The 25,757-nt window shown below is 72.0% G+C and carries 19 protein-coding genes and 3 tRNA genes; 13 read left to right on the top strand and 9 right to left on the bottom strand.

What is annotated here, in order from left to right; genetic code table 11:
• Positions 1-257: 257 nt before the first annotated feature.
• Together J3486_RS37350 and J3486_RS37345 are read right to left on the bottom strand one after the other, a co-directional pair.
• A complete protein-coding gene (locus J3486_RS37350) occupies positions 258-2,375 on the bottom strand; it encodes a molybdopterin oxidoreductase family protein (protein ID WP_207828283.1) in 2,118 nt (705 codons plus the stop codon).
• 97 nt (positions 2,376-2,472) lie between these two features.
• Complete coding sequence (locus tag J3486_RS37345) at positions 2,473-3,078, bottom strand: vancomycin high temperature exclusion protein (RefSeq protein ID WP_207828408.1); 606 nt, start codon at positions 3,076-3,078, stop codon at positions 2,473-2,475.
• 402 nt (positions 3,079-3,480) lie between these two features.
• On the opposite strand from J3486_RS37345, the gene J3486_RS37340 reads away from it, so the two are divergent.
• The 8 genes from J3486_RS37340 to J3486_RS37305 all read left to right on the top strand — a co-directional run bounded on the left by J3486_RS37340 (position 3,481) and on the right by J3486_RS37305 (position 15,284).
• Complete coding sequence (locus tag J3486_RS37340) at positions 3,481-4,284, top strand: sirohydrochlorin chelatase (RefSeq protein ID WP_229379241.1); 804 nt, start codon at positions 3,481-3,483, stop codon at positions 4,282-4,284.
• 60 nt (positions 4,285-4,344) lie between these two features.
• On the top strand, positions 4,345-5,631 hold the full coding sequence (locus tag J3486_RS37335; protein WP_207828279.1) for a deoxyguanosinetriphosphate triphosphohydrolase: 1,287 nt from the start codon (positions 4,345-4,347) through the stop codon (positions 5,629-5,631).
• A gap of 183 nt (positions 5,632-5,814) precedes the next feature.
• Entirely contained in the window at positions 5,815-7,080 is a 1,266-nt protein-coding gene (locus tag J3486_RS37330) for an NAD(P)/FAD-dependent oxidoreductase (protein WP_207828277.1), read from the top strand.
• A 34-nt stretch (positions 7,081-7,114) separates the two neighbouring features.
• Complete coding sequence (gene dnaG, locus J3486_RS37325; protein ID WP_207828276.1) at positions 7,115-9,010, top strand: DNA primase; 1,896 nt, start codon at positions 7,115-7,117, stop codon at positions 9,008-9,010.
• A gap of 589 nt (positions 9,011-9,599) precedes the next feature.
• A complete protein-coding gene (locus J3486_RS37320; protein ID WP_207828274.1) occupies positions 9,600-10,916 on the top strand; it encodes an RNA polymerase sigma factor in 1,317 nt (438 codons plus the stop codon).
• A 131-nt stretch (positions 10,917-11,047) separates the two neighbouring features.
• Positions 11,048-11,446, top strand: coding sequence for a hypothetical protein (locus J3486_RS37315; RefSeq protein WP_207828272.1), 399 nt, complete (start codon positions 11,048-11,050; stop codon positions 11,444-11,446).
• Positions 11,447-11,485: 39 nt separating this feature from the next.
• Entirely contained in the window at positions 11,486-14,389 is a 2,904-nt protein-coding gene (locus J3486_RS37310) for a CHAT domain-containing protein (protein WP_207828271.1), read from the top strand.
• Positions 14,390-14,558: 169 nt separating this feature from the next.
• A complete protein-coding gene (locus J3486_RS37305; RefSeq protein ID WP_307805100.1) occupies positions 14,559-15,284 on the top strand; it encodes an NUDIX hydrolase in 726 nt (241 codons plus the stop codon).
• A gap of 49 nt (positions 15,285-15,333) precedes the next feature.
• Here the strand turns inward: J3486_RS37305 and J3486_RS37300 are convergent, their stop codons facing one another.
• The 4 genes from J3486_RS37300 to J3486_RS37285 form a co-directional block, all read right to left on the bottom strand.
• The gene (locus tag J3486_RS37300; RefSeq protein WP_207828270.1) at positions 15,334-17,262 is read right to left on the bottom strand and encodes an ABC transporter ATP-binding protein; all 1,929 of its coding nucleotides are present in this window, start codon (positions 17,260-17,262) and stop codon (positions 15,334-15,336) included.
• Positions 17,262-19,001 (bottom strand): ABC transporter ATP-binding protein, encoded by a 1,740-nt coding sequence (locus J3486_RS37295; RefSeq protein ID WP_207828269.1) that lies wholly within the window; start codon positions 18,999-19,001, stop codon positions 17,262-17,264. The genes J3486_RS37300 and J3486_RS37295 overlap by 1 nt, the downstream gene beginning before the upstream one ends.
• A gap of 157 nt (positions 19,002-19,158) precedes the next feature.
• Complete coding sequence (locus J3486_RS37290) at positions 19,159-20,589, bottom strand: FGGY-family carbohydrate kinase (protein WP_207828268.1); 1,431 nt, start codon at positions 20,587-20,589, stop codon at positions 19,159-19,161.
• 38 nt (positions 20,590-20,627) lie between these two features.
• On the bottom strand, positions 20,628-20,930 hold the full coding sequence (locus J3486_RS37285) for a YtxH domain-containing protein (protein WP_207828267.1): 303 nt from the start codon (positions 20,928-20,930) through the stop codon (positions 20,628-20,630).
• A 192-nt stretch (positions 20,931-21,122) separates the two neighbouring features.
• Here J3486_RS37285 and J3486_RS37280 point away from each other — a divergent pair.
• From J3486_RS37280 to J3486_RS37270, 3 genes are all read left to right on the top strand, one after another.
• Positions 21,123-21,195 (top strand) — tRNA-Asn (locus J3486_RS37280).
• Between the two features lie 5 nt (positions 21,196-21,200).
• Positions 21,201-21,273 (top strand) — tRNA-Asn (locus J3486_RS37275).
• A gap of 178 nt (positions 21,274-21,451) precedes the next feature.
• Positions 21,452-21,525: transfer RNA gene (locus J3486_RS37270), tRNA-Ile, on the top strand.
• A gap of 193 nt (positions 21,526-21,718) precedes the next feature.
• Here J3486_RS37270 and J3486_RS37265 read toward each other — a convergent pair.
• Positions 21,719-22,840: a hypothetical protein gene (locus J3486_RS37265; protein ID WP_207828266.1), complete on the bottom strand. Its 1,122-nt coding sequence runs from the start codon at positions 22,838-22,840 to the stop codon at positions 21,719-21,721.
• A gap of 337 nt (positions 22,841-23,177) precedes the next feature.
• Here J3486_RS37265 and J3486_RS37260 point away from each other — a divergent pair, with 337 nt between their 5' ends.
• Together J3486_RS37260 and J3486_RS37255 are read left to right on the top strand one after the other, a co-directional pair.
• Complete coding sequence (locus J3486_RS37260; protein ID WP_207828265.1) at positions 23,178-23,603, top strand: anti-sigma regulatory factor; 426 nt, start codon at positions 23,178-23,180, stop codon at positions 23,601-23,603.
• 152 nt (positions 23,604-23,755) lie between these two features.
• A complete protein-coding gene (locus J3486_RS37255) occupies positions 23,756-24,103 on the top strand; it encodes a metalloregulator ArsR/SmtB family transcription factor (protein WP_207828406.1) in 348 nt (115 codons plus the stop codon).
• Between the two features lie 46 nt (positions 24,104-24,149).
• Here J3486_RS37255 and J3486_RS37250 read toward each other — a convergent pair whose 3' ends face one another.
• Positions 24,150-25,133 carry a DMT family transporter gene (locus tag J3486_RS37250; protein ID WP_374194817.1) on the bottom strand — a complete coding sequence of 328 codons (984 nt, stop codon included), beginning with the start codon at positions 25,131-25,133 and terminating at the stop codon, positions 24,150-24,152.
• Entirely contained in the window at positions 25,130-25,711 is a 582-nt protein-coding gene (locus tag J3486_RS37245) for a TetR/AcrR family transcriptional regulator (RefSeq protein WP_207828264.1), read from the bottom strand. The genes J3486_RS37250 and J3486_RS37245 overlap by 4 nt, the downstream gene beginning before the upstream one ends.
• Positions 25,712-25,757 lie beyond the last annotated feature (46 nt).

Genomic DNA, 25,757 nt, shown 5'->3' with positions numbered 1-25,757 from the left:
AGACGGCGCCGCACCCGGCGAGGGCGCGGCGGGACCGAGCTGGACGCCGATTGGAGCGCTCACCCCGCGCCGGGGTGCCGCCTTGCCCACCCTGCCGCCCATGGCGGCAGATTGCCCAAGGCGGCGCGGCAGCCGGCCGGGGCGGGAAAGCCCAAGGCGGCAGATTGCCCAAGGCGGCCGTGGCGGGCGGCAGATTGCCCTAGGCGGGGTGGGACGGCGGGCGGATTGCCCGAGGCGGCGGAGGCGGGGCGCTGGGGTTACCCGGGGATGCGTTCCAGGCGTACCGCGCACACCTTGAACTCCGGCATCCGTGACGTCGGGTCAAGCGCCGGATTCGTCAGGGAGTTGGCCCGCCCCCGCCCCGGCCAGTGAAAGGGCATGAAGACCGTGTCGGGCCGGATGTCCCCGCAGACCCGGGCCGGCGCCACCGCCCGCCCGCGCCGCGAGACGACCGCCACGGCGTCCCCCTCCACGACTCCCAGCCGCGCGGCAAGCCGCGGATGCAGCTGCACGAACGGCCCCGGCGCCGCCTTGTTCAGCTCCTCGACCCGCCGGGTCTGCGCCCCCGACTGGTACTGGGCCACCACCCGCCCCGTCGTCAGATACACCGGATACTCGGCATCCGGCTCCTCCGCCGCCGCCCGGTGCGCCACCGGCACGAACCGCGCCCGCCCGTCCTCCGTGGCGAACCGGTCGAGGAAGAGCCGAGGGGTGCCGGGAACCCCGGACGCCGGAGCCGGCCAGAACACCCCGTCCTCCTCGGCCAGCCGCTCGTACGAGATCCCGGAGTAGTCGGCGGGCCCACCCGCCGACGCCCGGCGCAGCTCCTCGAAGACCTCCTCCGGGTCGACGGGGAACCCCTTCTCCAGGTCGGGGGAGAGACGGGCCGTCAGCTCCTGCAGCACCTCCAGGTCGGAGCGGACCCCGGGCGGCGGGTCGAGGGCCCGGCGCCGCAGCAGCACCCGCCCCTCCAGATTCGTCAGCGTGCCGGTCTCCTCGGCCCACTGGGTCACGGGGAGGACGACGTCGGCCAGCTCCGCGGTCTCCGACAGCACCACGTCCGCGACCGCCAGGAAGTCCAGCGACCGCAGCCGCTCCTCCACGTGGGCCGCGCGCGGCGCCGACACCACCGGGTTCGACGCCATCAGCAGCAACGCCCGTACGTCCCCGCCCAGCGCGTCAAGCAGCTCGTACGCCGAACGTCCAGGACCGGGCAGCGACTCCGGGTCCACCCCCCACACCTCGGCGACATGCGCCCGCGCCGCCGGATCCGTCAGCTTGCGGCACCCCGGCAACTGGTCGGCCTTCTGGCCGTGCTCGCGGCCACCCTGCCCGTTGCCCTGCCCGGTCAGACAGCCGTACCCGGACAGCGGCGTGCCGGGGCGGCCGGTGGCGAGCGCCAGATTGATCCACGCGCCCACCGTGTCCGTGCCCTTGGACTGCTGCTCGGGCCCGCGCGCCGTGAGGACCATCGCGTGCTCGGCGTCGGTGAACATCCGTACGGCGTCCCGTAGCTGGGGGAGCGGCACTCCCGTGACCCGCTCCACGTACTCCGGCCAGTGCGCCATCGCCGCGGACCTGGCCTCCTCCCAGCCGCGCGTCCGGTCCCGTACGTACGCCTCGTCGACCCGCCCCTGCGCCACGACGAGATGCAGCATGCCCAGCGCGAGCGCCAGATCCGTGCCGGGGCGGGGCGCGAGATGCAGGTCGGCCTGCTGCGCCGTGCGCGTGCGGCGCGGGTCGATCACGATCAGCTTGCCGCCGTTGGCCCGGAGTTCGGTGAGGTAGCGGAGCGCCGGCGGCATCGTCTCCGCGAGGTTCGAGCCGACCAGGATCACGCACCCGGTGCGCGGTATGTCCTCCAGCGGGAACGGCAGCCCCCGGTCCAGGCCGAACGCCTTCGTGCCCGCCGCCGCGGCCGACGACATGCAGAAGCGGCCGTTGTAGTCGATCTGCGAGGTGCCGAGCACGATGCGCGCGAACTTGCCCAGCGCGTACGCCTTCTCGTTGGTCAGGCCACCCCCGCCGAACACCCCGCACGCGTCCGGGCCATGTGCCGTACGCGTGCGGGAGATCCCCTCGGCGATCGCGTCGAGGGCCTCCTCCCAGGTGGCGGGCGCGAGCTCGCCGGTAGCGGGGTCACGGACCAGCGGACCGGTCAGCCGGACCCGGGAGGAGAGCACGGCGGCGGCGCTCTGCCCCTTGCCGCACAGCGCCCCGCGGTTCACCGGGAAGTCCGCCCGGCCGGTCACCTCGACCGAGTCGGCCGACGCGTTCGGCGTGAGCCGCATCCCGCACTGCAGGGCGCAGTACGGGCAGTGCGTCGGGATCGCGGCGTTCGCGGAGACGGCGGTGGTGCGCGCGGGCGTGTGCATACGGGCCAGCGTGCGGGCGCGTTGTTACGCGTCGGGGAGCGGACCGGTTACGCACCGGGTACGCGGGGCTCCCCACGCCGGGCCCGCCGGTGTGAGGTCAGCGGGCCAGCGCCGCCCGCACCCCGTCCTCCTTCTTCCCCAGGAACTGCGGATCGGGCCGCACCACCGCGTCGAACGCCGCCTTTCCCGCGGCCAGCACCTCCCGCGCCCCGCCCGCGTACCAGGTCACGTCGTGCGGCTCGTCGACCCCGATCCCGTACGAGGAGACCCCCGCCGCCTCGCACAGCGCGACCGCCCTGCGCACATGGAAGCCCTGGGTGACCAGGACGGCCCGGTCGACGCCGAAGATCTTCCTGGCCCGGACGCACGAGTCCCATGTGTCGAACCCGGCGTAGTCGCTCACCACCGCGCGCGACGGCACCCCGTGCCGGGTGAGATAGGTGCGCATGGCGTCCGGCTCGTCGTACGAGGCGCGGCTGTTGTCACCGGTCACGAGCACCACCCGGACCCGGCCCGCCCGGTACAGCTCGGCGGCGGCGTCCAGACGGTGCGCGAGATACGGGGACGGCTCCCCGTCCCACAGGCCCGCGCCGAAGACGACCGCCACATCGGTGCGCGGCACGTCGGCCGTCGAGCGCAGCCGGTCACCGGTCGTGGTGAACATCCAGGCCGCGGGCAGCAGCGCCAGCGCGCACACCGCCATGACGGCCTGGACGGTCCGCCGCTGGGCGCGCCGGGTGCGCGGCAGACGCGGGCGCAGACGCAATGGGTCCTCCGAACCTCTGACGAATCCTCTGACGAAATCTCGGCCGCATCTTCGCGGCACCGGTGAATCCGTTGTCTCCCGGACCCCGGAAGTACGGGGTGCTCGCTGCTCAGGACGCGGGCCGGGGCCGTCCGGTTCACGCTCACGGTCCCCGCACCCGCGCGGTGAACCCCGTGCAACGACCCGTCACCACGGCGCAACAGAGAGGCAACCCCGGACCGGCAGGATCACTCCATGACGGACGAGTCGTACGGCACCGGCACAGGCAGCAGGCACGTCCGCACGACCGCGGACGCGTACATCGACGACAGCACGGCCAGCACGGCGGGACTCCTCACCATGATCAGCAACCAGCTCGGCAGCCAGCTCAGCAACCGGCCCCTGCGCAACCGCACCCGGCCGCCCGCCCTGGTGCTCGTCGCCCACGGCAGCCGCAACCCGGGCGCCCTCGCCACCGTCACCGAACTGGTGGAGCGGATCCGCGAGCAGCGCCCCGGCCTCACCGTGCGCCTCGGCCACATCGAGCTGAACGAGCCGCTGCTGTCCGACACCCTCACCGCGCTCCCCGCGGGCCGCGCCGTCCTCGTCCCGCTCCTCCTCTCCCGCGGCCACCACGTCAAGCACGACATACCGGGGGCCGCCGACGCCGCGGACCACCTGCTCACCCGGGTCGCCGCCCCGCTCGGCCCGCACCCGCTGCTCGTCGACGCGCTGCACGACCGCCTGGTGGAGGCGGGCTGGCCCGAGCGGCCGCTGTCCGAGCGCGCCCGGCGCCGCGGCGGAGTCGTCCTCGCCGCCGCCGGGTCCCGCGACCCGCAGAGCGCCGCCGACACCGGCGCCACCGCCGAACTGCTCGCCCGGCGCCTCGGCGTCCCGGTCGTCCCCGCCTATGCGTCGGCCGCCACCCCCGATGTCGGCACGGCCGTCCGCGCCCTCGCCGCGCGGGGCCGCGACCGGGTCGCCGTCGCCGCGTACTTCACCGCGCCCGGCCGCTTCGCCACCGAGTCGGCCGCCGCCGCGCCCGGCATCGCCGCGGCCCCGCTCGGCACCCATCCGGCGCTCGCCCGCCTCGTCCTGCACCGCTACGACAACGCCCTCGCGACCCCCGCCGGCGCCCACACCCGCCACCTGGCGACGGCCTGACCTCGCGGTTCCCTCTGTCAGCATCTGCCCTCTGTCAGTGCCAGCCTTTACTGTCAGTACATGGAAGGCAGCAATACGTACGACGAGGACGCGATCGAGCGCTGGGCCCCCGAGCCCGACAAGCGCCCGGGACGCACCGCGTTCCAGCGCGACCGGGCCCGGGTCCTGCACTCGGCGGCGCTGCGCCGACTCGCCGGCAAGACACAGGTCGTCACCCCGGGCACCAGGAGCCGGCACTGGGACGCGAGCCCGCGCACCCGGCTGACCCACTCCCTGGAGTGCGCCCAGGTGGGCCGGGAGCTGGGCGCCGCGCTCGGCTGCGACCCCGACCTGGTCGAGACGGCCTGCCTCTCGCACGACATGGGCCACCCACCCTTCGGGCACAACGGCGAACAGGCGTTGAACGAGGTGGCGCAGGACTGCGGCGGCTTCGAGGGCAACGCGCAGTCGCTCAGACTCCTCACCCGCATCGAGCCCAAGCGCTTCGTCCGCGCCGAGGGCTCCGGCGAGCTGGTCAGCGTAGGACTGAACCTGACGAGGGCGGCCCTGGACGCGGCGACGAAGTACCCGTGGCCGCGCGGCGAGCACCCCACGGACCCGGACTCCGTGAAGTTCGGGGTGTACGAGGACGACCGTCCCGTCTTCGACTGGCTGCGCAAGTCCGCCCCCGGCCGCCGCACCTGCTTCGAGGCGCAGGTCATGGACTGGTCGGACGACGTCGCGTACTCGGTGCACGACCTGGAGGACGGCCTGCACGCGGGCCACCTGGACCCCAATGTGCTGCACGCCGAGCCGGAGCGGGCCGACATCTTCGCCGTGGCCATCGGGCGGTACGTGCCGGCGGACACCGACCCCGCCGAGCTGTCCGCCGCCCTCGACCGCCTCCTCGACCAGGAGTGGTGGCCGCACGGGTACGACGGCACGGCGGTCGCCCAGGCCCGCCTCAAGGACGCCACCAGCCAGCTCATCGGCCGGTTCTGCCTCGCGGCGGAGGGCGCCACCCGGGAGCGGTACGGGACGGGACGGCTCACCCGGTACGAGGCGGAGCTCGTCGTCCCCCGCGCGGCCCGGCACGAGTGCGCGGTCCTGAAGGCCGTCGCCGACCGGTACGTGATGCAGCGCCCGCAGCAGGAGCGGCTCCGCGCCGACCAGCGCGTCGTCGTCGCCGAACTCGCCGAGGCGCTCACCGCCCGCGCGCCGGACGGCCTCGACCCCCAGTTCCGCGCCCTGTTCGACGCGGCCCCCGACGACCGCACGAGAAAGCGCGTCATCGTCGACCAGATCGCCTCCCTCACCGACGCCTCGGCCCGTTCCCTGCACCACCGGCTCACCGCGGGCCGTCCATGAGGGCCTCACGCGTCGCCCACGGGCCGCCCGCCGACCACTGCGCGTGACGGAACGTACGCGCGAATGACGCGCAAGCCGGGGAAAGCCGGGGAAAAGGTGCCCTGTTCGGGCCACGCCCCCTTCCCGCATCACGCTCCGTGCGGGACGCTCGCATATGACGCCATGGCAACGAGGAGGCACCAAGTGGTCGACGCGGACCAGACGTTCGTCATCGTCGGAGGAGGGCTCGCCGGCGCGAAGGCCGCCGAGACGCTCCGCTCGGAGGGCTTCACCGGGCGAGTGATCCTCATCGGCGACGAACGGGACCACCCCTACGAACGGCCGCCCCTGTCGAAGGGCTACCTCCAGGGCAAGGAGGAACGGGACAGCGTCTTCGTCCACGAACCCGCCTGGTACGCGAGCCACGACATCGAGCTGCACCTGGGCCAGACGGTGACCGCCGTCGACCGCGACGCGAAGACCGTCCGCCTCGGCGACGCGACGATCATCCGCTACGACAAGCTCCTGCTGGCCACCGGCGCCGAACCGCGCCGCCTCGACATCCCCGGCACCGAGCTCGCCGGCGTCCACCACCTGCGCCGCCTCGCCCACGCCGAGCGCCTCAAGCACGTCCTGGCATCCCTCGGCCGGGACAACGGTCACCTGGTGATCGCCGGCGCGGGCTGGATCGGCCTGGAGGTCGCGGCCGCCGCCCGTGAGTACGGCGCCGAGGTCACCGTCGTCGAGCCGGAGGCCACCCCGCTGCACGCGGTCCTCGGCCCCGAGATCGGCCAGATCTTCACCGAGCTGCACAGCGACCACGGCGTCCGCTTCCACTTCGGCGCGCGGCTCACCGAGATCACCGGCCAGGACGGCATGGTGCTCGCCGCACTCACCGACGACGGCGAGGAGCACCCGGCGCACGACGTGCTCGCCGCGATCGGCGCGGCCCCGCGCACCGCGCTGGCCGAGTCCGCGGGCCTGGCCCTCGTCGACCGCGGGCACGGCGGCGGCATCGCGGTCGACGCGACCCTGCGCACCTCGGACCCCGACGTCTTCGCGGCCGGCGACGTGGCCGCGCTCCAGCACCCGCTCTACTCCGAGCGACTGCGCGTGGAGCACTGGGCGAACGCGCTGAACGGCGGCCCGGCCGCGGCCCGCGCCATGCTCGGCAAGGACGTGACGTACGACCGGGTGCCCTACTTCTTCTCCGACCAGTACGACCTGGGCCTGGAGTACTCGGGCTGGGCGCCCCCGGGCTCGTACGACCAGGTGGTGATCCGCGGCGACGCGGGCAAGCGCGAGTTCATCGCGTTCTGGCTGAAGGACGGTCAGGTCCTGGCCGGGATGAACGTGAATGTGTGGGATGTCACCGAACAGATCCAGAAGCTGATCCGCTCCGGGGCCAGGCCGGGCACGGAACGGCTCTCGGACCCGAGCGTGCCGTTGGGTGATCTTCTGGAGGAGTGACGGTTGTGTCAGTGGGGCCCTTTAGAATTCTTGCGTGGCAGGCAGGATCAATGACGAGGACGTGAAGGCGGTTCGGGACGCGGTCCCGATCGACGCCGTGGTGTCCGAGTACCTGCAACTGCGCAACGCGGGCGGCGGGAACCTCAAGGGCCTGTGCCCCTTCCACGACGAGAAGTCCCCGTCCTTCCAGGTCAGTCCGAGCAAGGGGTTCTTCCACTGCTTCGGCTGCCAGGAGGGCGGCGACACCATCACGTTCGTGATGAAGATCGACCACCTCTCCTTCTCGGAGGCGGTCGAGCGCCTGGCGGGCCAGGCGGGCATCACGCTGCGCTACGAGGAGGGCGGGTACAACCCCACCCACCAGCGCGGCGAGCGCATCCGCCTGGTCGAGGCACACAAGATCGCCGCGCAGTTCTACGCCGATCAGCTGGAGTCCCCGGAAGCCGAGATCGGCCGGAAGTTCCTCGCCGAGCGCGGCTTCGACCAGGCCGCGGCCGCGCACTTCGGCGTCGGCTACAGCCCGGCGGGCTGGGACCATCTCACCCGCTTCCTGCGCGGCAAGGGCTTCAGCGACAAGGAGCTGACCCTCTCCGGCCTCTCCCAGGAGGGCCGCCGCGGCCCCATCGACCGGTTCCGCGGCCGCCTCATGTGGCCGATCCGCGACATCGGCGGCGAGGTCGTCGGCTTCGGCGCGCGCCGCCTGCGCGACGACGACAACGGCCCGAAGTACCTGAACACGCCCGAGACCCCGATCTACAAGAAGTCCCAGGTCCTCTACGGCATCGACCTGGCGAAGAAGGAGATCGCGAAGTCGTCCCGCGCGGTCGTGGTCGAGGGCTACACGGACGTCATGGCCTGCCACCTGGCCGGCGTCCCGACCGCCATCGCGACCTGCGGCACGGCCTTCGGCGGCGACCACATCAAGATCCTCCGCCGCCTCCTGATGGACAACGGCTCGGCGCGGGTGATCTTCACCTTCGACGGCGACGCGGCCGGCCAGAAGGCGGCCCTGCGCGCCTTCGAGGACGACCAGAAGTTCGCCGCCGAGACCTACATCGCGATCGCCCCGGACAACATGGACCCGTGCGAGCTGCGCCTCGCCAAGGGCGACGAGGCGGTCGCCGACCTGGTCCAGCCGCGCACCCCGCTCTTCGAGTTCGCGCTGCGCCAGATCGTCGCGCGCTACGACCTGGAGACCCCGGCCGGGCGCGCTTCCGCGCTCGACGAGGCGGCCCCGGTCGTCGCCCGCATCAAGAACAGCGCCTCCCAGCACGAGGTCGCCGTCCAGCTCGCCGGCATGCTCGGCATCCTGGACACGCAGTTCGTGGTCAAGCGCGTCGCCCAACTGGCCCGCTGGGCCCGCGACCGCGGCGGCAAGGGCCCGGCGCCGAGCCGCCAGCAGGGTCCCGAGGTCGCGGCGGCCCCGGCCTCCTTCGGCGGCCCGGCGCTCACCCTGCGCAACCCGGTGTACGCCACCGAGCGCGAACTCCTCAAACTGGCGCTCCAGCACCCGCAGTTGGTCTCCCCGGCGTTCGACGCGTACGGGGTGGACGAGTTCACGGCCGCGCCCTACGCCGCCGTGCGCCAGGCCATCCTGGAGGCGGGCGGCGCCGAGTCCGGCCTGCACGACCTGCACGAGTACCTGGTCCGGGTCCGCGAGGCCGCCCCCGACGACGCGGTCCGCGCCATGGTCACCGAGCTCGCCGTCGAGGCCATTCACCGCAAGACGGTCGACGAGGCGTACGCGGGGGAGCAGCTCGTCTGGGTCCGCCGGCGCGCCGTCGACCGCCGCATCCGCGACGTCCAGGGCACCCTGACCCGCCTCGGCGCGGGCGGCGACCCGTCCCAACTGGCATCCGTCCAGAACGAGTTGTGGGTCCTGCAGCAGTACGGCCAGTCCCTCCGCGAACAGGGCGCGGCGGCCCTGTAACCCACCCCGGCAGCCTCCTCCCGCACCTTGGGCGATCTGCCGAACCCCGAAGCCTTGGGCAATCCGCCGCCATGGGCGTTCCCGCCCCGGCCGCCGGTCGCCCCCGCCTTGGGCAATCTGCCGCCATGGGCGTTCCCGCCCCGGCCGGCTGCCGCGCCGCCTTGGGCGGTCCGCCGCCGGTCGCCCCCGCCTTGGGCAATCTGCCGCCATGGGCGGCAGGGTGGGCAAGGCGGCGCCCCGGCGCGGGGTGAGCGCTTCATCCGGCGTCCAGCTCGGTCCCGGTCGCGGTGTTGCCGGGTGCGGCTCCGGTGGGGCCTGGTCGCGCAGTTCCCCGCGCCCCTGAGGCATGCGGCTCCGCCGCAGCCTCATCACCCGCAGCCCCGCGCCCCTGACGGGGCCGACGTCGCCGCCGGACGCATATCGCAGACCGGCGCAACCCCGCTCACCCCCACACGCCGTTTCCCCGAGTTCCGGCCGGGGAAGACCGGGCACCCGTACATCACGGTAACCGCGCGGTCACGCACCGGACTCAAAAAGTCATCGCACGCCCCTCGTGGCGGCGCTGTGTCGTACTCCACACTGGGTGGCGGTGCCTGAGTCCTCGGAGCGCGGCCGGAGCCCGGACAGCAAAGGGTCCGAAACCCCCGCGGTTCCGCTCATCGCGTACGGGACGGACAGCGGCGTGGCCGCCGTTCCCGCCCCCCTGCCGCACGCCTCAGAAGCGATCACCTTGGAGGTCGCCCCCGTGCAGACCCAGACCCTCACCCAGAGCGACAGCACAGCGCAGGCCCTGTCCGATCCGGATACCGCGGGGGACACCGACGTCCTCACCACGGTCCCGCCACAGAGCCGCGCGGCGCGCCACCCCGAGGCCGAGTCCTCGGACGAACCCCCGGAGCCCCCGGAGCCCGCTGAAGACGCGGCGCCCACCGAGCAGCCCCCCGAGAACGTCGACCCGCCCGAGCCGGTCCGCGGCGCCCGCACCGACACCAGCGGCCCGTCGTCCGACCTGTTCCGCCAGTACCTGCGCGAGATCGGCCGCATCCCACTGCTGACCGCGGCCGAGGAAGTGGACCTCGCCCGCCGCGTGGAGGCCGGCCTGTTCGCCGAGGAGAAACTCGCCCACGCGGCCGACCTGGACTCCCAACTCGCCCTGGACCTCGACCGGTTGGTCGTGCTGGGCCGGATGGCCAAGCGCCGCCTGATCGAGGCGAACCTGCGCCTGGTGGTCTCCGTCGCCAAGCGCTACGTGGGCCGCGGCCTGACCATGCTCGACCTGGTCCAGGAGGGCAACCTCGGCCTGATCCGCGCGGTCGAGAAGTTCGACTACGCGCGCGGCTACAAGTTCTCGACGTACGCGACGTGGTGGATCCGCCAGGCCATGAGCCGCGCCCTGGCCGACCAGGCCCGCACGATCCGCGTCCCGGTCCACGTGGTCGAACTGATCAACAGGGTCGTCCGCGTCCAGCGCCGCATGCTGCAGGAACGCGGCTACGAGCCCACCCCCGAAGAGGTGGCCGCCCACCTCGACCTCCCGCACGAGCGGGTCAGCGAGGTCCTCCGCCTGGCGCAGGAACCCGTCTCGCTGCACGCTCCGGTCGGCGAGGAGGACGACGTGGCGCTCGGCGACCTCATCGAGGACGGCGACGCGGCGAGCCCGGTGGAGTCCGCGGCGTTCCTCCTCCTGAGGGAACACCTGGAGGCGGTCCTCTCCACGCTCGGCGAACGCGAACGCAAAGTGGTCCAGCTCCGCTACGGCCTGGCGGACGGCCGCCCCCGCACCCTGGAGGAGATCGGCCGCATCTTCGGCGTCACCCGCGAACGCATCCGCCAGATCGAGTCGAAGACCCTGAACAAACTCCGCGACCACGCCTTCGCCGACCAGCTCCGCGGCTATCTGGACTGACCCGGCCACATGGTTCCGAACGGCCCGCCACGGGAGGCCGTTCGGCACCTACATCGCTCACCTGCCCCATGCTGTCCTGAATCCCGGAACGTGCTGCACGACGTCGGCACGTACGGGGGAAGGACGCGGCCATGTCTCTCAGTGTCATGGATCTTGTCGGCGCGGGGCTGTTCGGATGGGTGGTCGGCTGGATCACCTATCGCACGCTGCGCAGGGCCGAGCGCGGGGCGCGCATCGCGGACATCGCGGCCGTCGTGGCGGCCATCGGCGGGGGCGCCGTCGTCAACACCCGACTCGCCGAGCCCGATCTCTTCGCCGCGTACGGCATGGGGCTGTGCGCGGGCTTCTTCGCGTACCTGCTGACAGGCCTCGCCCTGGAAGGACGCCAGGCCGTGACCGACTTCCTCGGGGACGCCCCGCAGACCCCACAGATCCCGCAGGTTCCGCCCGCCGACGGGCACGGCCCGCGGCGGACGGCGCAGGACGGCTTCCTCGGCGACGAGGACCTCGATCTCGAGAAGCGCTCCTGACCACGGTCGGGTGCTCGCGAACGAGATCGGGGCGGATCGATGACAACGGTCGACTTCCCGTCGGCGGACCGCCTGCCCGTTCCCTGGTCGCAGGGGTCAGGTCCGGCCGACGTGGACGCGCTCATCAGCGAACTGGCCGCGTACCCGGCCTCCCGGCCGGCCCACCAGGACCTGCTGGAGGCTCTGCGGTGCGCTCGTACGCGGTGGGGGCGGCACGCCCCCTTCGCCGGGGACGGGGCAGCGGAGTTCGCACGGGAGGTCCTGGAGATCGCCGTCGAATGGCGGATGCCCGCGGTGGAACGGTGGGCCACGGCCTGGCTGTTCGCGTGCGGCGAGCCCTTCCTGCGGCTGCGCTGGTCGTCGCGCTCCCGCGACGGCCGGTTCCGCCGCGACGGGCACGCCGCGGGCCGGGTCAGCGCGGTCGCCGGAGCGGCCGACGCCGTCGTGGTGGGTACCGAGTCGGGGCTGGTACAGCGGTGGACCTCCGCGGGCGATCTGCACACCGTCGGCAGGCTCGAGAAGGAGCCGGGGCACGGGCCCACGGGCGCCGTCGCGGTCCGTGGCGAAGGCGTCGTCGCGGGCGGTCCGCACGGCGAACTCGTCACCGAGGGCCTGGACGCACCGCCGCCCCCTCCCGAACAGCGGGCGATGATCACCGCGGCGGCCCTCGGTCCGCACGGAGGCGTCGCCTGCGGCGACGAACTGGGGAGGGTCCTGCTGTACCGGCCCGCGACCGGCCGCTGGGCCGATCTGTCCCGCCCTGCGGCGGCACAGGGCCGTGTCGAGTCGCTCGCCTTCCGCGACGACGGGGCGCTGTGCGCGGCGTGGCGCAGGGGCACGGCGGCCGAGCGCCGGACCGGGGCGGAGCCAGGGGGCACGGACGGCTGGGTGCTGCGCCATCCTCCGGCGCCGGACCTCAGGGCGGTCGCCTGGGACCCCAGCGGGACATGGCTCGCCACGGTGACGGCCGCCGGGCAGGTCCGGGTCGTCGGACAGCGGGCCCTTGACTGGTCCCACCCGGGAGCGCACGGACTGGTCTGGTCGACGGACGGCCGGCTCGCCTCCGTCGGGCGGACCGATGTACGGATCGGGCTCCCCGGCGCGGGACCGGCCGTCGACACCATCGTCACCGACGCCCCGGTCGGACAGGCCGCGCTGCTCGGCACCCGGTACCTGATCACCACGCACGGCGCCGAAGTGGTGCAGTGGGACCTTGCCGCGTACGGCAGCGAGCGGCCGCACCCCGACACACTGGCGCCGCTGGTGGGCGACAACACCATCACCGCGATCGCCACCGCCCAGGAAGGGTGGACCGCCGTCGGCACCGCCCGGGGTGAGATACGCATCCACAGCGGTCGCGGCGCGGTCGAGGCACGGGCGCGACTGCACCCCGCCGGGCACGTGTACCACCTGGTGCCCTGCGACGAAGGCTGGCTGATCGCAGGACACTTCGGGGCGTACTGGTGGACCCCTGAGCCCGGGGCGGATGCCGGACCGCGGCGGCTGAGCACCTCCCTGTGCACCGCCGTGGCTGCCTGGAAGCCCTTCCGGATCTACGCCGAGGGCGACCAGGTCGTGATCGCCCACGGCAAGCAGCGCAAGATCCTGCGCCTCGGAAGAACCGGGGACGAGCATCCCGGCGGGAACGTGGCCGACCTTCGCGTCTCACGCGACGGGACCCTGGCGGCGCTCTTCGACAGTGGGGCGCTCCTGCTCCACGACCTCACCGACGATTCGTCCCGCGCGTCCACAGCGGCCGCCGGTTCCCGGCTGATCGGCTTCGGCGAGAACGGCCCGCTGCTGCGTGAACCCACCTCCTGCGTCGCGGAGTTCACCGCGACCGGAAGACAGAAGGTCGCGCGGCTTCCCTCGGCGGCGGGCGAGACGGCGTCCCTCGGCGGACACGGCTTCGTGGTGGCGGACCCCCAGCGGGGGCTCGTCCTGGGGCGGAACTCCTTCCGGCAGCTGACCGCGCCGAGCCGCGTCGACCATCTCGCCGTCGCGGGGCGGCGGATCGCGGTCGCCGGCGAGGGCCGCGTCCTCGGCTACGAGGTGGCGCAGCCGGACGGGGCAGGGACGGGAGTGCTCCGGATCGGGATCACCACGGAGCACGACGGCTGCACGTTCCAGCTGCCGGACGGCGGGCAGGTACGGGTGAACAGCGGTGTGCTCGACGCTCTGCGGGTGACGAAACCCCGCACGCTCGGCGAGCTCTCCCGGGCCGTCACCACCGCGGGCACGGTGGGGGAGGCGCTGGGCCAGGCGGGCCTCGACCTGTTCGTGGACGCGGCGCGCGGCGCGTTCCCCGACCGGCCGGTGCGCATCGAACTGGCCATCGGCACGGGAGCCGACGACCTGGCCTGGGAACTCCTGCACGATCCGAACGCCGCTCTGGGCTGGTTCGGCCGGCCGCGGGTCACGATCACCCGGGTGGTCACCCCGGACTCGTGCTCCGCGGTCCGGCCCCGCGCGGAGGCGGACGGGAAGCCTGCCCTGCTGGTCGTCCGGGGGAAGCACCAGGTGACGCCGATGGGCACCGATCTGCTGGCGAACGTCGACGACGCCTACGACCGGATGTGGCGCCGCACCCGGCGCAGCCACGTCCGGCTGGTGGAGCCGCACCCGGTGTCGGTCCTGACGCAGCCCCAGCTGAAGAACACCCTGCGGGACCACGTGGACCTGCTCCACCTGTGGGCGCACTGCGACCAGGAGAACGTGGAGTTCGGCCCCGGAGGCAGGCTGACGACCGAGGCCGTCGCCACCTGCATCACCGGAGCCGCTCCTCGCCTGGTGGTCCTCATCGGCTGCCGCTCCGGGGCCCTGGGACGGCTCCTGGTGGAGCGCGGCGTGCCCTGCGTGGTCGCCATGCGCGCGGAGGTGTACAGCCGCACCGTGCAACCTCTCGTCGAGGACTTCACCGCCCTGGTCCTGGAGGGAACGTGATGGGCCTGGCCTACACCGCCTACTGCTCCGCCGACCTTCGGATACGAAGGTGAACCCCCGCCTCGACGGAGCGCGCCAGAACGGCTTGTTCCGTCCGGGCGCGTGGGTAGATTCGGCCCAGGCTGTGCGGCCATGGTGAGCCGCCATCGATCCGGGAGGGGGGCCGACTGTGGACGACACCGCACGCCGCGCCCAGAAACTGACGGCCTACCAGAAGCTGGCGGCCGAACGGCCCGCGCTGTTCGTGAACCCGGACGGCGCGCCGATCCGCATCCTGCTCGATGCCGAGGCCCAGCAGGAGGTGGCGGACATCGCGGCGGCGGACGCGCGGGCGCGGGGGCTGCCCGTGGAGTTCTGCGACATCGGGGTGCAGTACCAGGACCGCTACGTCACGGTGGTGCGCGACGCCGTGCGCTTCCCGGGCGGCGTGACCGGGGCGTACTTCCGGGTCTGCGCCACGTCGGACGGGGTGGGCGCCGCCGTGCTGCCCCTGCTCGACGACGGCCGGATCGTGCTGCTGCGCCACTTCCGGCACGCGGACCGGCAGTGGCACTGGGAGATGCCCCGGGGCTTCGGTGAGCCGGGGGACGACGGGGCGGCCACGGCCCGCCGCGAGGTGGAGGAGGAACTCGGCTGCCCGGTACGGGAGTTGATCGCCCTCGGCGCGATGGAGGCCGACACGGGGATGGCCGCATCCCGCACCGACCTGTACCTGGCCCGCCTGGAGGAGGAGCACTTCCGGCTCGCGCCGTCCCCGGACGCCAGGAGCGAGGGGATCACCGAGGTACGGGCCGTGCCGCCCGAGGAACTGGAACGGATGCTCCTCGACGGCGCCCTGACCGACTCGTTCACCCTCAGCGCGCTCGCCTTCGCCCAGGCGCGCCGCCTGCTGTGATCCTTTGTCCCCGGGCCGGGCCCGCCCGCCCCGGGGATCCGGAAAGGATCTAGTCGACCTCGGCCACGGCCTGCGCGAACTGGGCCTCGTACAGGCGCTGGTACGCCCCGCCGGAGGCGACCAGCGCGTCGTGCGAGCCCTGCTCCACGATGGAACCGTTCTCCATCACCAGGATCGTGTCGGCGTCGCGGATCGTCGACAGACGGTGCGCGATGACGAACGACGTACGGCCGGACGCGAGCCGCGCCATGGCCTTCTGGATCAGTACCTCGGTCCGGGTGTCCACCGAGCTGGTCGCCTCGTCGAGGACCAGGATCACCGGGTCGGACAGGAAGGCGCGCGCGATGGTGATGAGCTGCTTCTCACCTGCGCTGACCCCGGTCCCCTCGTCGTCGATCACCGTGTCGTAGCCCTCGGGCAGCGTCCGGATGAAGCGGTCGGCGTGCGCGGCCCGCGCGGCCTCCTCGATCTCCTCCCGGCCGACGTCCTTCGCGGCGCCGTACGCGATGTTCTCCGCGATGGTCCCGCCGAACAGCCAGGTGTCCTGCAGCACCATGCCGATCCCGGCCCGCAGCTCGTCGCGCGACATCTTCGCGATGTCGACCCCGTCGAGCGTGATGCGCCCGCCGCTGACCTCGTAGAACCGCAGCAGCAGATTGACGAGCGTGGTCTTGCCCGCGCCCGTCGGCCCCACGATGGCGACCGTGTGCCCCGGCTCCGCCGTGAGCGACAGGTCCTCGATGAGCGGCTTGTCCTCCTGGTAGCGGAACGCGACGTGCTCGAACTCGACGTGCCCGCGCAGGTTCTGCGGCTTCTCGCCGTCCACCGGATCGGCGGACTGCTCCTCGGCGTCCAGCAACTCGAAGATGCGCTCGGCCGACGCGACGCCCGACTGCACCAGGTTCGCCATCGAGGCGACCTGCGTCAGCGGCATCGAGAACTGCCGCGAGTACTGGATGAAGGCCTGCACGTCACCGATGGACAGCGAGCCGGACGCGACCCGCAGGCCACCGACCACGGCCACCAGCACATAGTTCAGGTTCGAGATGAAGAACATCAGCGGCTGCATGATGCCGCTGTTGAACTGCGCCTTGAACGCGGCCTCGTACAGTGCCTCGTTCTGCTCGGCGAACTGCTGGGCCGACTCCTTCTGCCGCCCGAACACCTTCACCAGCGTGTGGCCGGTGTACATCTCCTCGATGTGCGCGTTCAGGACGCCTGTGGTCTTCCACTGCTGCACGAACTGCGGCTGCGACCGCTTGCCGACCTTCGCCGCGACGAACACCGACAGCGGCACCGTGACGAGCGCGACCAGCGCCAGCAGCCACGAGATCCAGAACATCATCACGAGGACGCCGACGATGGTGAGCAGCGAGTTGAGCATCTGCCCCATCGTCTGCTGCAGCGTCTGCCCGATGTTGTCGATGTCGTTGGTCGCCCGGCTCAGCACCTCGCCGCGCTTCTGCTTGTCGTAGTACGACAGCGGAAGGCGCTGGAGCTTCGCCTGCATGTCGCCGCGCAGCTTCGCCACGGCCAGGTTGATCGCCCGGTTGGCGAGCCGGGTGCCGATCATCATCGAGAAGCCGGCCACCGCGAACACGGCGAGCGCGAGCAGCAGCACCTCCCCGATCCGGTCGAAGTCCACGCCCTGGCCGGGCGTGAAGTCCACCCCGCCGAGCATGTCGGCCATGCCGCCGTCACCCTTGGCCCGCAGGCCCTCGATGACCTGTTCCTTGGTCTGCCCCGCGGGCAGCTGCCCGCCGACGATCCCGCCGAACAGCAGGTCGGTCGCGTGACCCAGGATCTTCGGTCCGACCACCGAGAGACCCACACTGATCACGACGGCGACCAGCACACCGACCACCGAGGCACGGTGCGCCGCCAGCCGCTTCAGCAGCCGCTTGCCGGACCCCTTGAAGTCCATCGAGCGCGAGTTCGGCCCACCGGCCGCCATCCGCGCCGCCATCGGCCCACTCATCAGGCGGCCTCCGCTTCCGTCAGCTGGGAGAGGACGATCTCCCGGTACGTCTCGTTGTCCGCCATCAGCTCGTGGTGGCGTCCGGTGCCGACGACCCGGCCCTCGTCGAGGACGACGATCCGGTCCGCGTCCCGGATGGTGGCCACGCGCTGGGCCACGATCACCACGGTCGACTCGGCGGTCTCGGCGGTCAGCGCCCGGCGCAGCGCGGCGTCCGTGGCGTAGTCGAGCGCGGAGAACGAGTCGTCGAAGAGGTAGATCTCCGGACGCTGGACGAGCGTGCGCGCGATGGCGAGCCGCTGGCGCTGGCCACCGGAGACGTTCGTGCCGCCCTGGGTGATGGGCGCGTCGAGCCCGCCCTCCAGCTTGCTGACGAAGTCCTTGGCCTGCGCGACCTCAAGGGCGTGCCACAACTCCTCGTCGGTCGCGTCCGGCCGTCCGTAGCGCAGATTGGAGGCGACGGTTCCGGAGAACAGATACGGCTTCTGCGGCACCAGGCCCACCGTCTTCGCCATCAGCTCCGGGTCGATCCCGCGGACGTCCTCACCGTCCACGTAGACGACGCCGGACGTGGTGTCGTACAGCCGCGGGACGAGCCCGAGCAGCGTCGACTTGCCACTGCCGGTCGAGCCGATGATCGCGGTGGTCTCGCCGGGCAGCGCCATCAGGTCCACGGAGCGCAGCACCGGCTCCTCGGCACCCGGGTAGCCGAAGTCGGCGCCCCGGATCTCCAGGTGCCCGCGCCGCCGCAGCTCGCGCACGGACGAGGCGGCCTCCGGGGGCACGACGCTCGACTCCGTGTCGAGCACCTCCTGCACGCGCTCCGCGCACACCTCGGCGCGCGGCACCTGCATGAACATGAAGGTGGCCATCATCACGCTCATCACGATCTGCATGAGGTACGCGAGGAACGCGGTGAGGTCACCGATCTGCATGCCGCCGCTGTTGATCCGGTGGGCGCCGAACCAGACCACGGCGATGGACGCGATGTTCACGATCGTCATGACGAACGGGAACATCAGGGCCATGATCCGGCCGGTGGCCAGGGACGTCTTGGTCAGGTCCCAGTTGGCGTCACCGAAGCGCTCCTTCTCGAAGCCGTCGCGCACGAACGCGCGGATGACCCGGTTGCCGGTGATCTGCTCGCGCAGCACCCGGTTCACCGTGTCCAGCTTGACCTGCATGGACCGGAACAGCGGACGCATCTTCCGGATGATCAGCGACAGCACGACGGCCATCACGGGCAGCACGGCGAGCAGCACGCCGGACAGCGGCACGTCGAGGCCGAGCGCCATGACCACACCACCGACGCACATGATCGGCGCCGACACCATGAGCGTGAAGCCCATGAGCACCAGCATCTGGATCTGCTGCACGTCGTTCGTGGTGCGGGTGATCAGCGAGGGCGCGCCGAAGTGGCCGACCTCGCGGGCGGAGAAGGACTGCACCCGGTCGAAGACGCCGGCCCGCACGTCACGGCCGAGCGCGGCGGCGGTCCTGGCGCCGAAGAAGACGGCGCCGGTGTTGCAGACGACCTGGGCGATCGTGACGCCCAGCATCAGGGCGCCGAACTTCAGGATGTAGCCGGTGTCGCCGCTGACGACACCGTTGTCGATGATGTCGGCGTTCAGAGTCGGCAGATACAGCGAGGCGCAGGTCTGCAGGAACTGCAGCAGCACCAGCAGCCCGATGGGTTTCTTGTACGGACTGAGGTAGGTCCGCAGGAGTCGTATGAGCACGCTCGGTCTCTCGGTGGTCGGCGATCTGGACTGAGAGCGGTTGGGGAGGGGGACACGCCCCGCCGAAACGGAGACGCATGGACCCCTATCGTCGAACACTCCACCCGTGTTACCTCAACCGATTAACCCAAGAGAGCTCAAAGACCGGATCCTGCCGCTACGCGAACGCCCCGGGGTGTATCTGCTCCCGCACCGCCCGGAACTGCTGCCGCACCGCCTGCCCCACGGGCAGTTCCTCACCGGGCTCGAAGACCTGGGTGGCCGCGCCCTGCCACATCGGCAACTGGCCGGTCATCGCCCACGCGGCCTGCCGGGCGGCGCCGATCGCCGCGTAGTCGGCGGGCTGCGGCACCACGACCTGCGTGCCGAACAGCATCGGCGCCAGCGCCTGCACGGCGTGCAGTTCGGCGGTGGCCCCGAGCAGGAACACCCGCCGGATCTCCACACCGCGGCCGCGCAGGACGTCCATGGCGTCGGCGAGCCCGCACAGCATGCCCTCGAAGGAGGCCCGCGCCAGATGCTCCGGCTTCATGGACTCCCGCCGAAGCCCGCTCAGCGTCCCCGCGGTGTGCGGCAGGCTGGGCGTCTTCTCGCCCTCCAGATACGGCAGCAGTACGAGGCCGTGGGCGCCCGGTGTCGACTTCGCGGCGAGCTCGGAAAGCTCTTCGAGCCCCCCGTCGAGCCCCAGCAGCTCGGCCGTGCCCCGCAACGTGCGCACGGCATTCAACGTATGCACGACGGGCAGATGCATCCCGGTCGCGTCGGCGAGCGACGTGATGGAAACGCCGGAGTCCACCAGCGCCTCATGGTGCACGGCCATCACGGACCCGGACGCGCCCAGCGAGACGACGGCGTCGCCCGCCCGCACGCCGAGGCCGAACGCGGCGGCCATGGTCTCCCCGGTACCGGCCGAGATGATCAGCCCCTCCGGGGTCGTCCCCGCGGCGTCACCCGGGCCGAGCACCTCCGGCAGTCCGGCCCGCTGCCCGAGCGCCAGCTCCACGAGATCGGGCCGCCAGGCACCGGTCGCGGCCGACCAGTACCCGGTGCCCGAGGCCCCGCCACGGTCCGTGGTCCGGCGCGCGGGCCGCCCGAGCAACTGCCACACCAGCCAGTCGTGCGCCTGCATGAGGAAGGCCACACGCTGCGCGTTCTCCGGCTCGGCGCGCGCCAGCCAGCGCAGCTTGGCCACCGGCTGCGCCGCCTGCGGCACGCTGCCCACGGCCTCGGCCCACGCCTCGCGCGAGCCGAGCCGGTCGATCAGATCGGCCGCCGCCACCTGCGCCCGCTTGTCGGCGCCCACCAGCGCGGGGCGCACGGTGTTGCCCTGCGAGTCCAGCGGCACCAGCGCGTTCTGCTGCGCCGAGACACCGATGGCCTGCACGCCTTCGAGCAGTCCGCCGCCGGCCGCCTCGCCGAGCGAGAGCAGCCAGGCCTGGGGATCGACGTCGGACGGCCGCCCGCCGCCTTCCGGTGCCTCCAGCGGATGCGGGGCGTACCCCTGCCGGAGCACGGCCCCGGTGTCCGCGTCACAAACGACAATGCGTGTGAAATCGGGCGAACTGTCCAGCCCGGCGACTATCCCCATGCTGGAAATTCTGCCGCACCGCCGGGGTGCGCGTGCCCTCAGGTGTTAGTGGTGCCCCAGTCGTCCTCTTCGCCGGGGCCGCCGCGCTCCCGCAGCGAGCGCACCCGGTCGGCCACCGAGTCCGGAACCTTGCCCTCCACCTTCGCGCTGACGGAGTGGAACGCCTTCCCGGCGTACTCGCGCGTCTGCTGCGCGGCCGACTCCGCCGTGTTGCGCACGGCCGGGTTCTGGGAGATCTCGCGTGCGGTCTTCTTCAACTGCTCGTACCGCTCGCGTCCGGCCCTCGTCCCCAGCACGTATCCCAGGGCCAGACCGGCGATGAATGTGAGCCGGTAGCGCATGTCGGCCACCCTTTCCGTAGCGAGGCGTCGTGGTGGATCACGGTTCGTCGTGGCGGTCACCGGGGTGCCTGATGATCGCCGGGGGATACCGATTGGCGGAGCACCCCCCTGCTTGCGCTAATGTATGTCTCGCAACGAGCGACCGCCGCCCGGCAAGTACCCAGGTAGCGGCGTTTGACGCAATGAGGTCATTCCCCTGTAGCTCAATTGGCAGAGCAGCCGGCTGTTAACCGGCAGGTTACTGGTTCGAGTCCAGTCGGGGGAGCTCGATCTCCTGTAGCTCAATTGGCAGAGCAGCCGGCTGTTAACCGGCAGGTTACTGGTTCGAGTCCAGTCGGGAGAGCTGTCGAACAAGCCCCTTCGGAGTCCACTCCGGGGGGCTTTTTCGTGCCGGGTGGAACCGGCCGTGGCCTGCCGGAGTCCTCAAGGTCGTGCAGAGCCGAACCATCCGGAGCAGGAGATCGTATGAGCGGCTATGCTGCGGCAGACGGCGCGCACAAATGTGCGCGGCGCGCCGTAACGGGGCGGTAGCTCAGCCGGTTAGAGCAGCGGACTCATAATCCGTCGGCCGTGGGTTCGAGTCCCACCCGCCCCACCGAGTGCCCCAGGGAAGAAACGATCTGACCTGGGGCTTCTTCTTCCCTACCTGACACGTCGTCAAAACTGGCCGAGGTCGAACCGGGCAGAACAATCACCCGTTCGGGCGTGTTGCCCGAATGCTGCCCGAGGCTCCAGGACGTTGCCCGCAGGCGCACTACAGGGCCGTCTGCGCCCGTGACGTGGGGTTCTCACCTCGTCGCTGTCCCGTACCTGGTGCGTGGGTCTTCAGGCCCGCCCGCGGATGGTTGGGCCCCTTCGACGGCCGTCGTTGTGGGCGACTCGATCAGCCGCATGGCCACCGAGTCCATCACTACGGCGAGCGCCCGGGAACGGAGTACGAGCCCCTGGGCGAGGAGTGCCCCGCCTGCCGCCAGCCCGAGCCACCAGAGCCAATGCGCCTGGAGAGCCAACGTGGCCACGAGCGCAGTGACAGGCAGAAACATGTTGATGCGGATCGACGCCTCCGCGAGCAATCGGTCGTACCTGTCAAAGACCTCGGGCCGTTCGATGAGCAGCCGAGTGGCGAGGTCGGGCAGCTCATCGCGCAGGGCGTAGAGAGCGGCGAGCGCGAGGGCTGACAGTTGCCGGACAGTGGCATCCTGCAGCGGCAGTTGACGGCCACGCCAGTCAATGAGTGCAGTACCTTCGGGAGAATTGTTCCAGTACACATGTTGCGTGGACCAGAAAGGGCTCAAGGTCACCTGCGTCCAAACGCCGGGGCCACCCAGGAATGTCGGGCTCTCACGGACAGGAGGGTCCTGGCCCTGGGCCACCGCATGTGCCGATGCGGCCTGAACGGCGGCTTCCATTGAAGCCCGCCATGCCAACTGCGTAGCCCTGGCGCCCGGGCCGCTGTCCAGCAGATGTTGCTCGGCTTCGTCAACGCTCAGGTTGACCAACAGAGTCATGGACTTGGTGGTCCTCGCAGGGGCAGCTCGGTGCCACACCGCCACCCCGGCCGCGAGCCGCTCCGCGGTCCAGGTCTCACCTTCGTCGAGGCGGATGCGGAAACGGTCGGCGACGGCTTCCCACGACGCCCGGTTGGGTCGGATCGGGTCAAGCCAGCGGGCCTCGGCCACGTGAAGCTCGACGATCGAGCCCAGAAAGTAGGCACAGAACGTGAGCGCGGCCAGGAAGGTCGCAGGTGGCAGGATTTCGTTGAGCGCGTAGAGATCGGCGACGGGACCACTCGCTGTCGCGCGCCGCGGCAGTGCATCGTGAAACCAGAGCCAGGCGCACATGAGCCACAGGTACCCCACCGCCAGAGGCGTGCGCAGGTCCCGGAGGCCAGGTAGCAGACTCGCCAGCACATCGGTGAAAGTACTCAGGCGGTGAGGCCGGGGCAATGGCGTGGGCGTTCCTGCCGGTGGCCCTCAGCTGGTCAACGCGATCTCGTGCAGGAGAGCTCTGTCCGTTGGGCATCACCAGCCCCGTACGAAGCGGCCGTTGCGCAGGTCGCACGTACGTCGAGGCTCTACGCCTGCCATCCGTTCGCGGGGTTCCCGCGATCGCGGTCGACGTCTCTCTCGTACGCGGAGTCTCTGGATCCACTCGCTGAATTGCTAAATTTCGCAAGTCGTTGGATGGTGGGGGAGCCGCGCCCCGGCCGGGGTGTGCGGCCGTGCGGGCGAGAAGAGGGGGCGGTCGATGAACGCGGCGCTCGGTGGTCTGGAGTCCCTGCCCTACCGGCACGCGCTGACCGTCCCCGCAGAGGGTTCGGCGGTGCGCCTGGCGCGCGAGACGCTGGAGCTGGTGCTGGCCGAGTGGGGCGTGAACCCGGGGCACCCGAGCGTGGACCCGGCGTTGCTCATCCTCTCCGAGCTGGTCACCAACGGGGTGCGGCACGCGGCCGAACTGTCGCCGTCGATCACGGTGATCTTCGCGGGCGGCACGGACTGTCTGGCCTTCGGCGTCCACGACCGGCATCCGCATCAGCCGTCCCTGTGCGCGCCCCGCACCGGCGGCGGACTCGACACCGTCACGGAGCTCACCCTGCAGCTCGGCGGTACCGCCGTCGTGCGCGCGGACGGGGACGGGCGGGGCAAGGGCATCTGGATCACCCTGCCGCTCTGACCTGCGCGATTGCTAAAATAGGCAATTCCGAAGGTCATCAGTTTCGGGTCGACAGGCGAGGATGGCCCCATGGTGATGATTTCTGGGCGGCCGGCATGGACGGAGTGCGCGCGGTGCGCGGCGGCGGGCCGCGGGAGCGCGGGGCCGGGGCGATGAGCACGCCGCTGTACCAACTCAAGGCCGAGTTCTTCAAGACGCTCGGGCACCCCGCCCGGATCCGCGTCCTGGAGCTGCTGAGCGAGCGGGAGCACGCGGTCGCCGAGATGCTGCCCGAGGTGGGCATCGAGCCTGCCCATCTGTCCCAGCAGCTCGCGGTGCTGCGCCGGGCGAACCTGGTGGTGACCCGCAAGGAAGGGTCCAACGTCTACTACTCGCTGACCGATCCGCACGTCGCCGAACTGCTGCGGGTGGCGCGCACCATCCTCACCGGCGTGCTCAGCAACCAGGCCGAGCTCCTCGCGGACCTGCGCTCGGCGGCCGGGGAGCCGAAGCGGGCGTAGCCGGGGCCGGCCGGCGCTCCGTAAACGGCCCGCCGCCGGGACGCGATCAGCGCGTCGAAGTCGTCTCCGCGTCGCGTGCGGTCCGTGTCGGTCCGGTCCCCAAGGACGCCGCCCGCGACCGGCGCTGAGGCATCGTCAGTACCGCGAGGCTGCCCACGACCAGCGCGATCCCGGTCCAGCCGGGAGCGGCCAGACGTTCGCCGACGACCAGCACCGCGAGGACGGCGGCCACGGCGGGCTCCAGCAGCGAGAGGGTGGTCGCCGTGCTCGCCGGGACACGGGCCAGGCCCCAGCCGAACAGGACGTAGCCGAGGAACATCGGCACCAGCGCCATGTAGACGCCGACGCCCGCGTTCGGCCACGAGGCGGTCAGCGGGGCGCCGGTGGCGAGCAGCACCGGCATCAGGAGCAGGCCGCCGATGCCGAAGACGGCGCCCATGGCCGCGCCCGACGTGATGCCGCGGCTGATCAGCCGGTGCGCGGCCCAGGAGTAGAGGGCGTAGGTCAGGCCGGCGACCAGCCCGAGGCCCACGCCGAGCACGGTCGCCCCCACGGAGCCGCCCGCGCCGCCTTCCGGTGCGTGCGCCCGCGTGGCCTGCGCGACACACAGCAGCACCGTCCCCGACAGGCCGAGCGCGGCGCCGGCCGTCCAGCGGCGGGTGAGCCGGCGCCGGTCCGCCACGCGCTCGATCAGGGCCGAGGCGAGCGGGGCCGAGCCGAGTGAGACGACCGTGCCCGCCGTGACCCCGGCCAGGTGCATGGAGCTGTAGAACGCGAGCGGATAGGCGGCCACCGACACCGCGCCGAGCAGCAGGGTGCCGCGCTGTCCGCGCAGATCGCCTGCGTGCCGGGCGATCGCGGGCAGGGCGACGGCCGCCTGGAGCAGCCCGCCGATGCCCATGGCCGCGGCCCCGATCGCGAGCGGGCCGACGCCGGGGGCGAAGGTCGCCGCGGTGCCCGTCGTGCCCCACAGCAGGGACGCGAGCAGCACGCACAGGGAACCGGCGGCGTGCCCGGCGGGGCGGCTCACAGGCGGTCCAGGAGCTGCTCGGCAAGCGTCTTGGCGTGCCGCAGCCGGGTGCCCGCGCCCTCCAGGCCCGCCCGCACCACCGAGCCCTCCAGCAGGAACGCCAGATGCTCCGCGAGGGCGCGCACCTCGTCGTCCCGGCCCGGCAGCAGCTCGGTGAGGTGCAAGGCGAGCAGCGACTCCACCTCTTCCTTGTGGCGGCGTACGACTGTCCGGCCGGCGTCGCCCGGAGGCAGCTCGGCCGCCGCGTTGAGCAGCCCGCAGCCGCGGAAGCCGCCCTCGTAGTCGAAGGCCGCGTGATCGGCGTACGCGTCGAAGACGGCGAGGACGCCGCCGCGCGCGTCCGACGTCCCCGCGAGCCGGCGCCGGTACAGCTCCAGCCACTCCTCGTGCCGGGCGTCCAGGTACGCCTTCACCAGGTCCGCCTTGGACGAGAAGTTGTTGTACAGGCTCATCTTCGCCACGCCCGCCTCGGCGGTGATGGCGTTGATGCCGGTGGCGGCGACCCCGTCCGCGTAGAAGCGGCGGGCCGCGGCGGCGAGCAGTTGCTCGCGCGCGGCTCCCTTGCCGGTGCTGGTCATGGGTCCCCTCTTCGCCGGGTGGCCGCGCGGGCAACCAATTAGGTAG

Origin of the sequence: Streptomyces sp. VRA16 Mangrove soil (assembly GCF_017377775.1) — a bacterium.
GTDB lineage: Bacteria > Actinomycetota > Actinomycetes > Streptomycetales > Streptomycetaceae > Streptomyces.
This window is presented reverse-complemented; position numbering and strand designations above follow the sequence as displayed.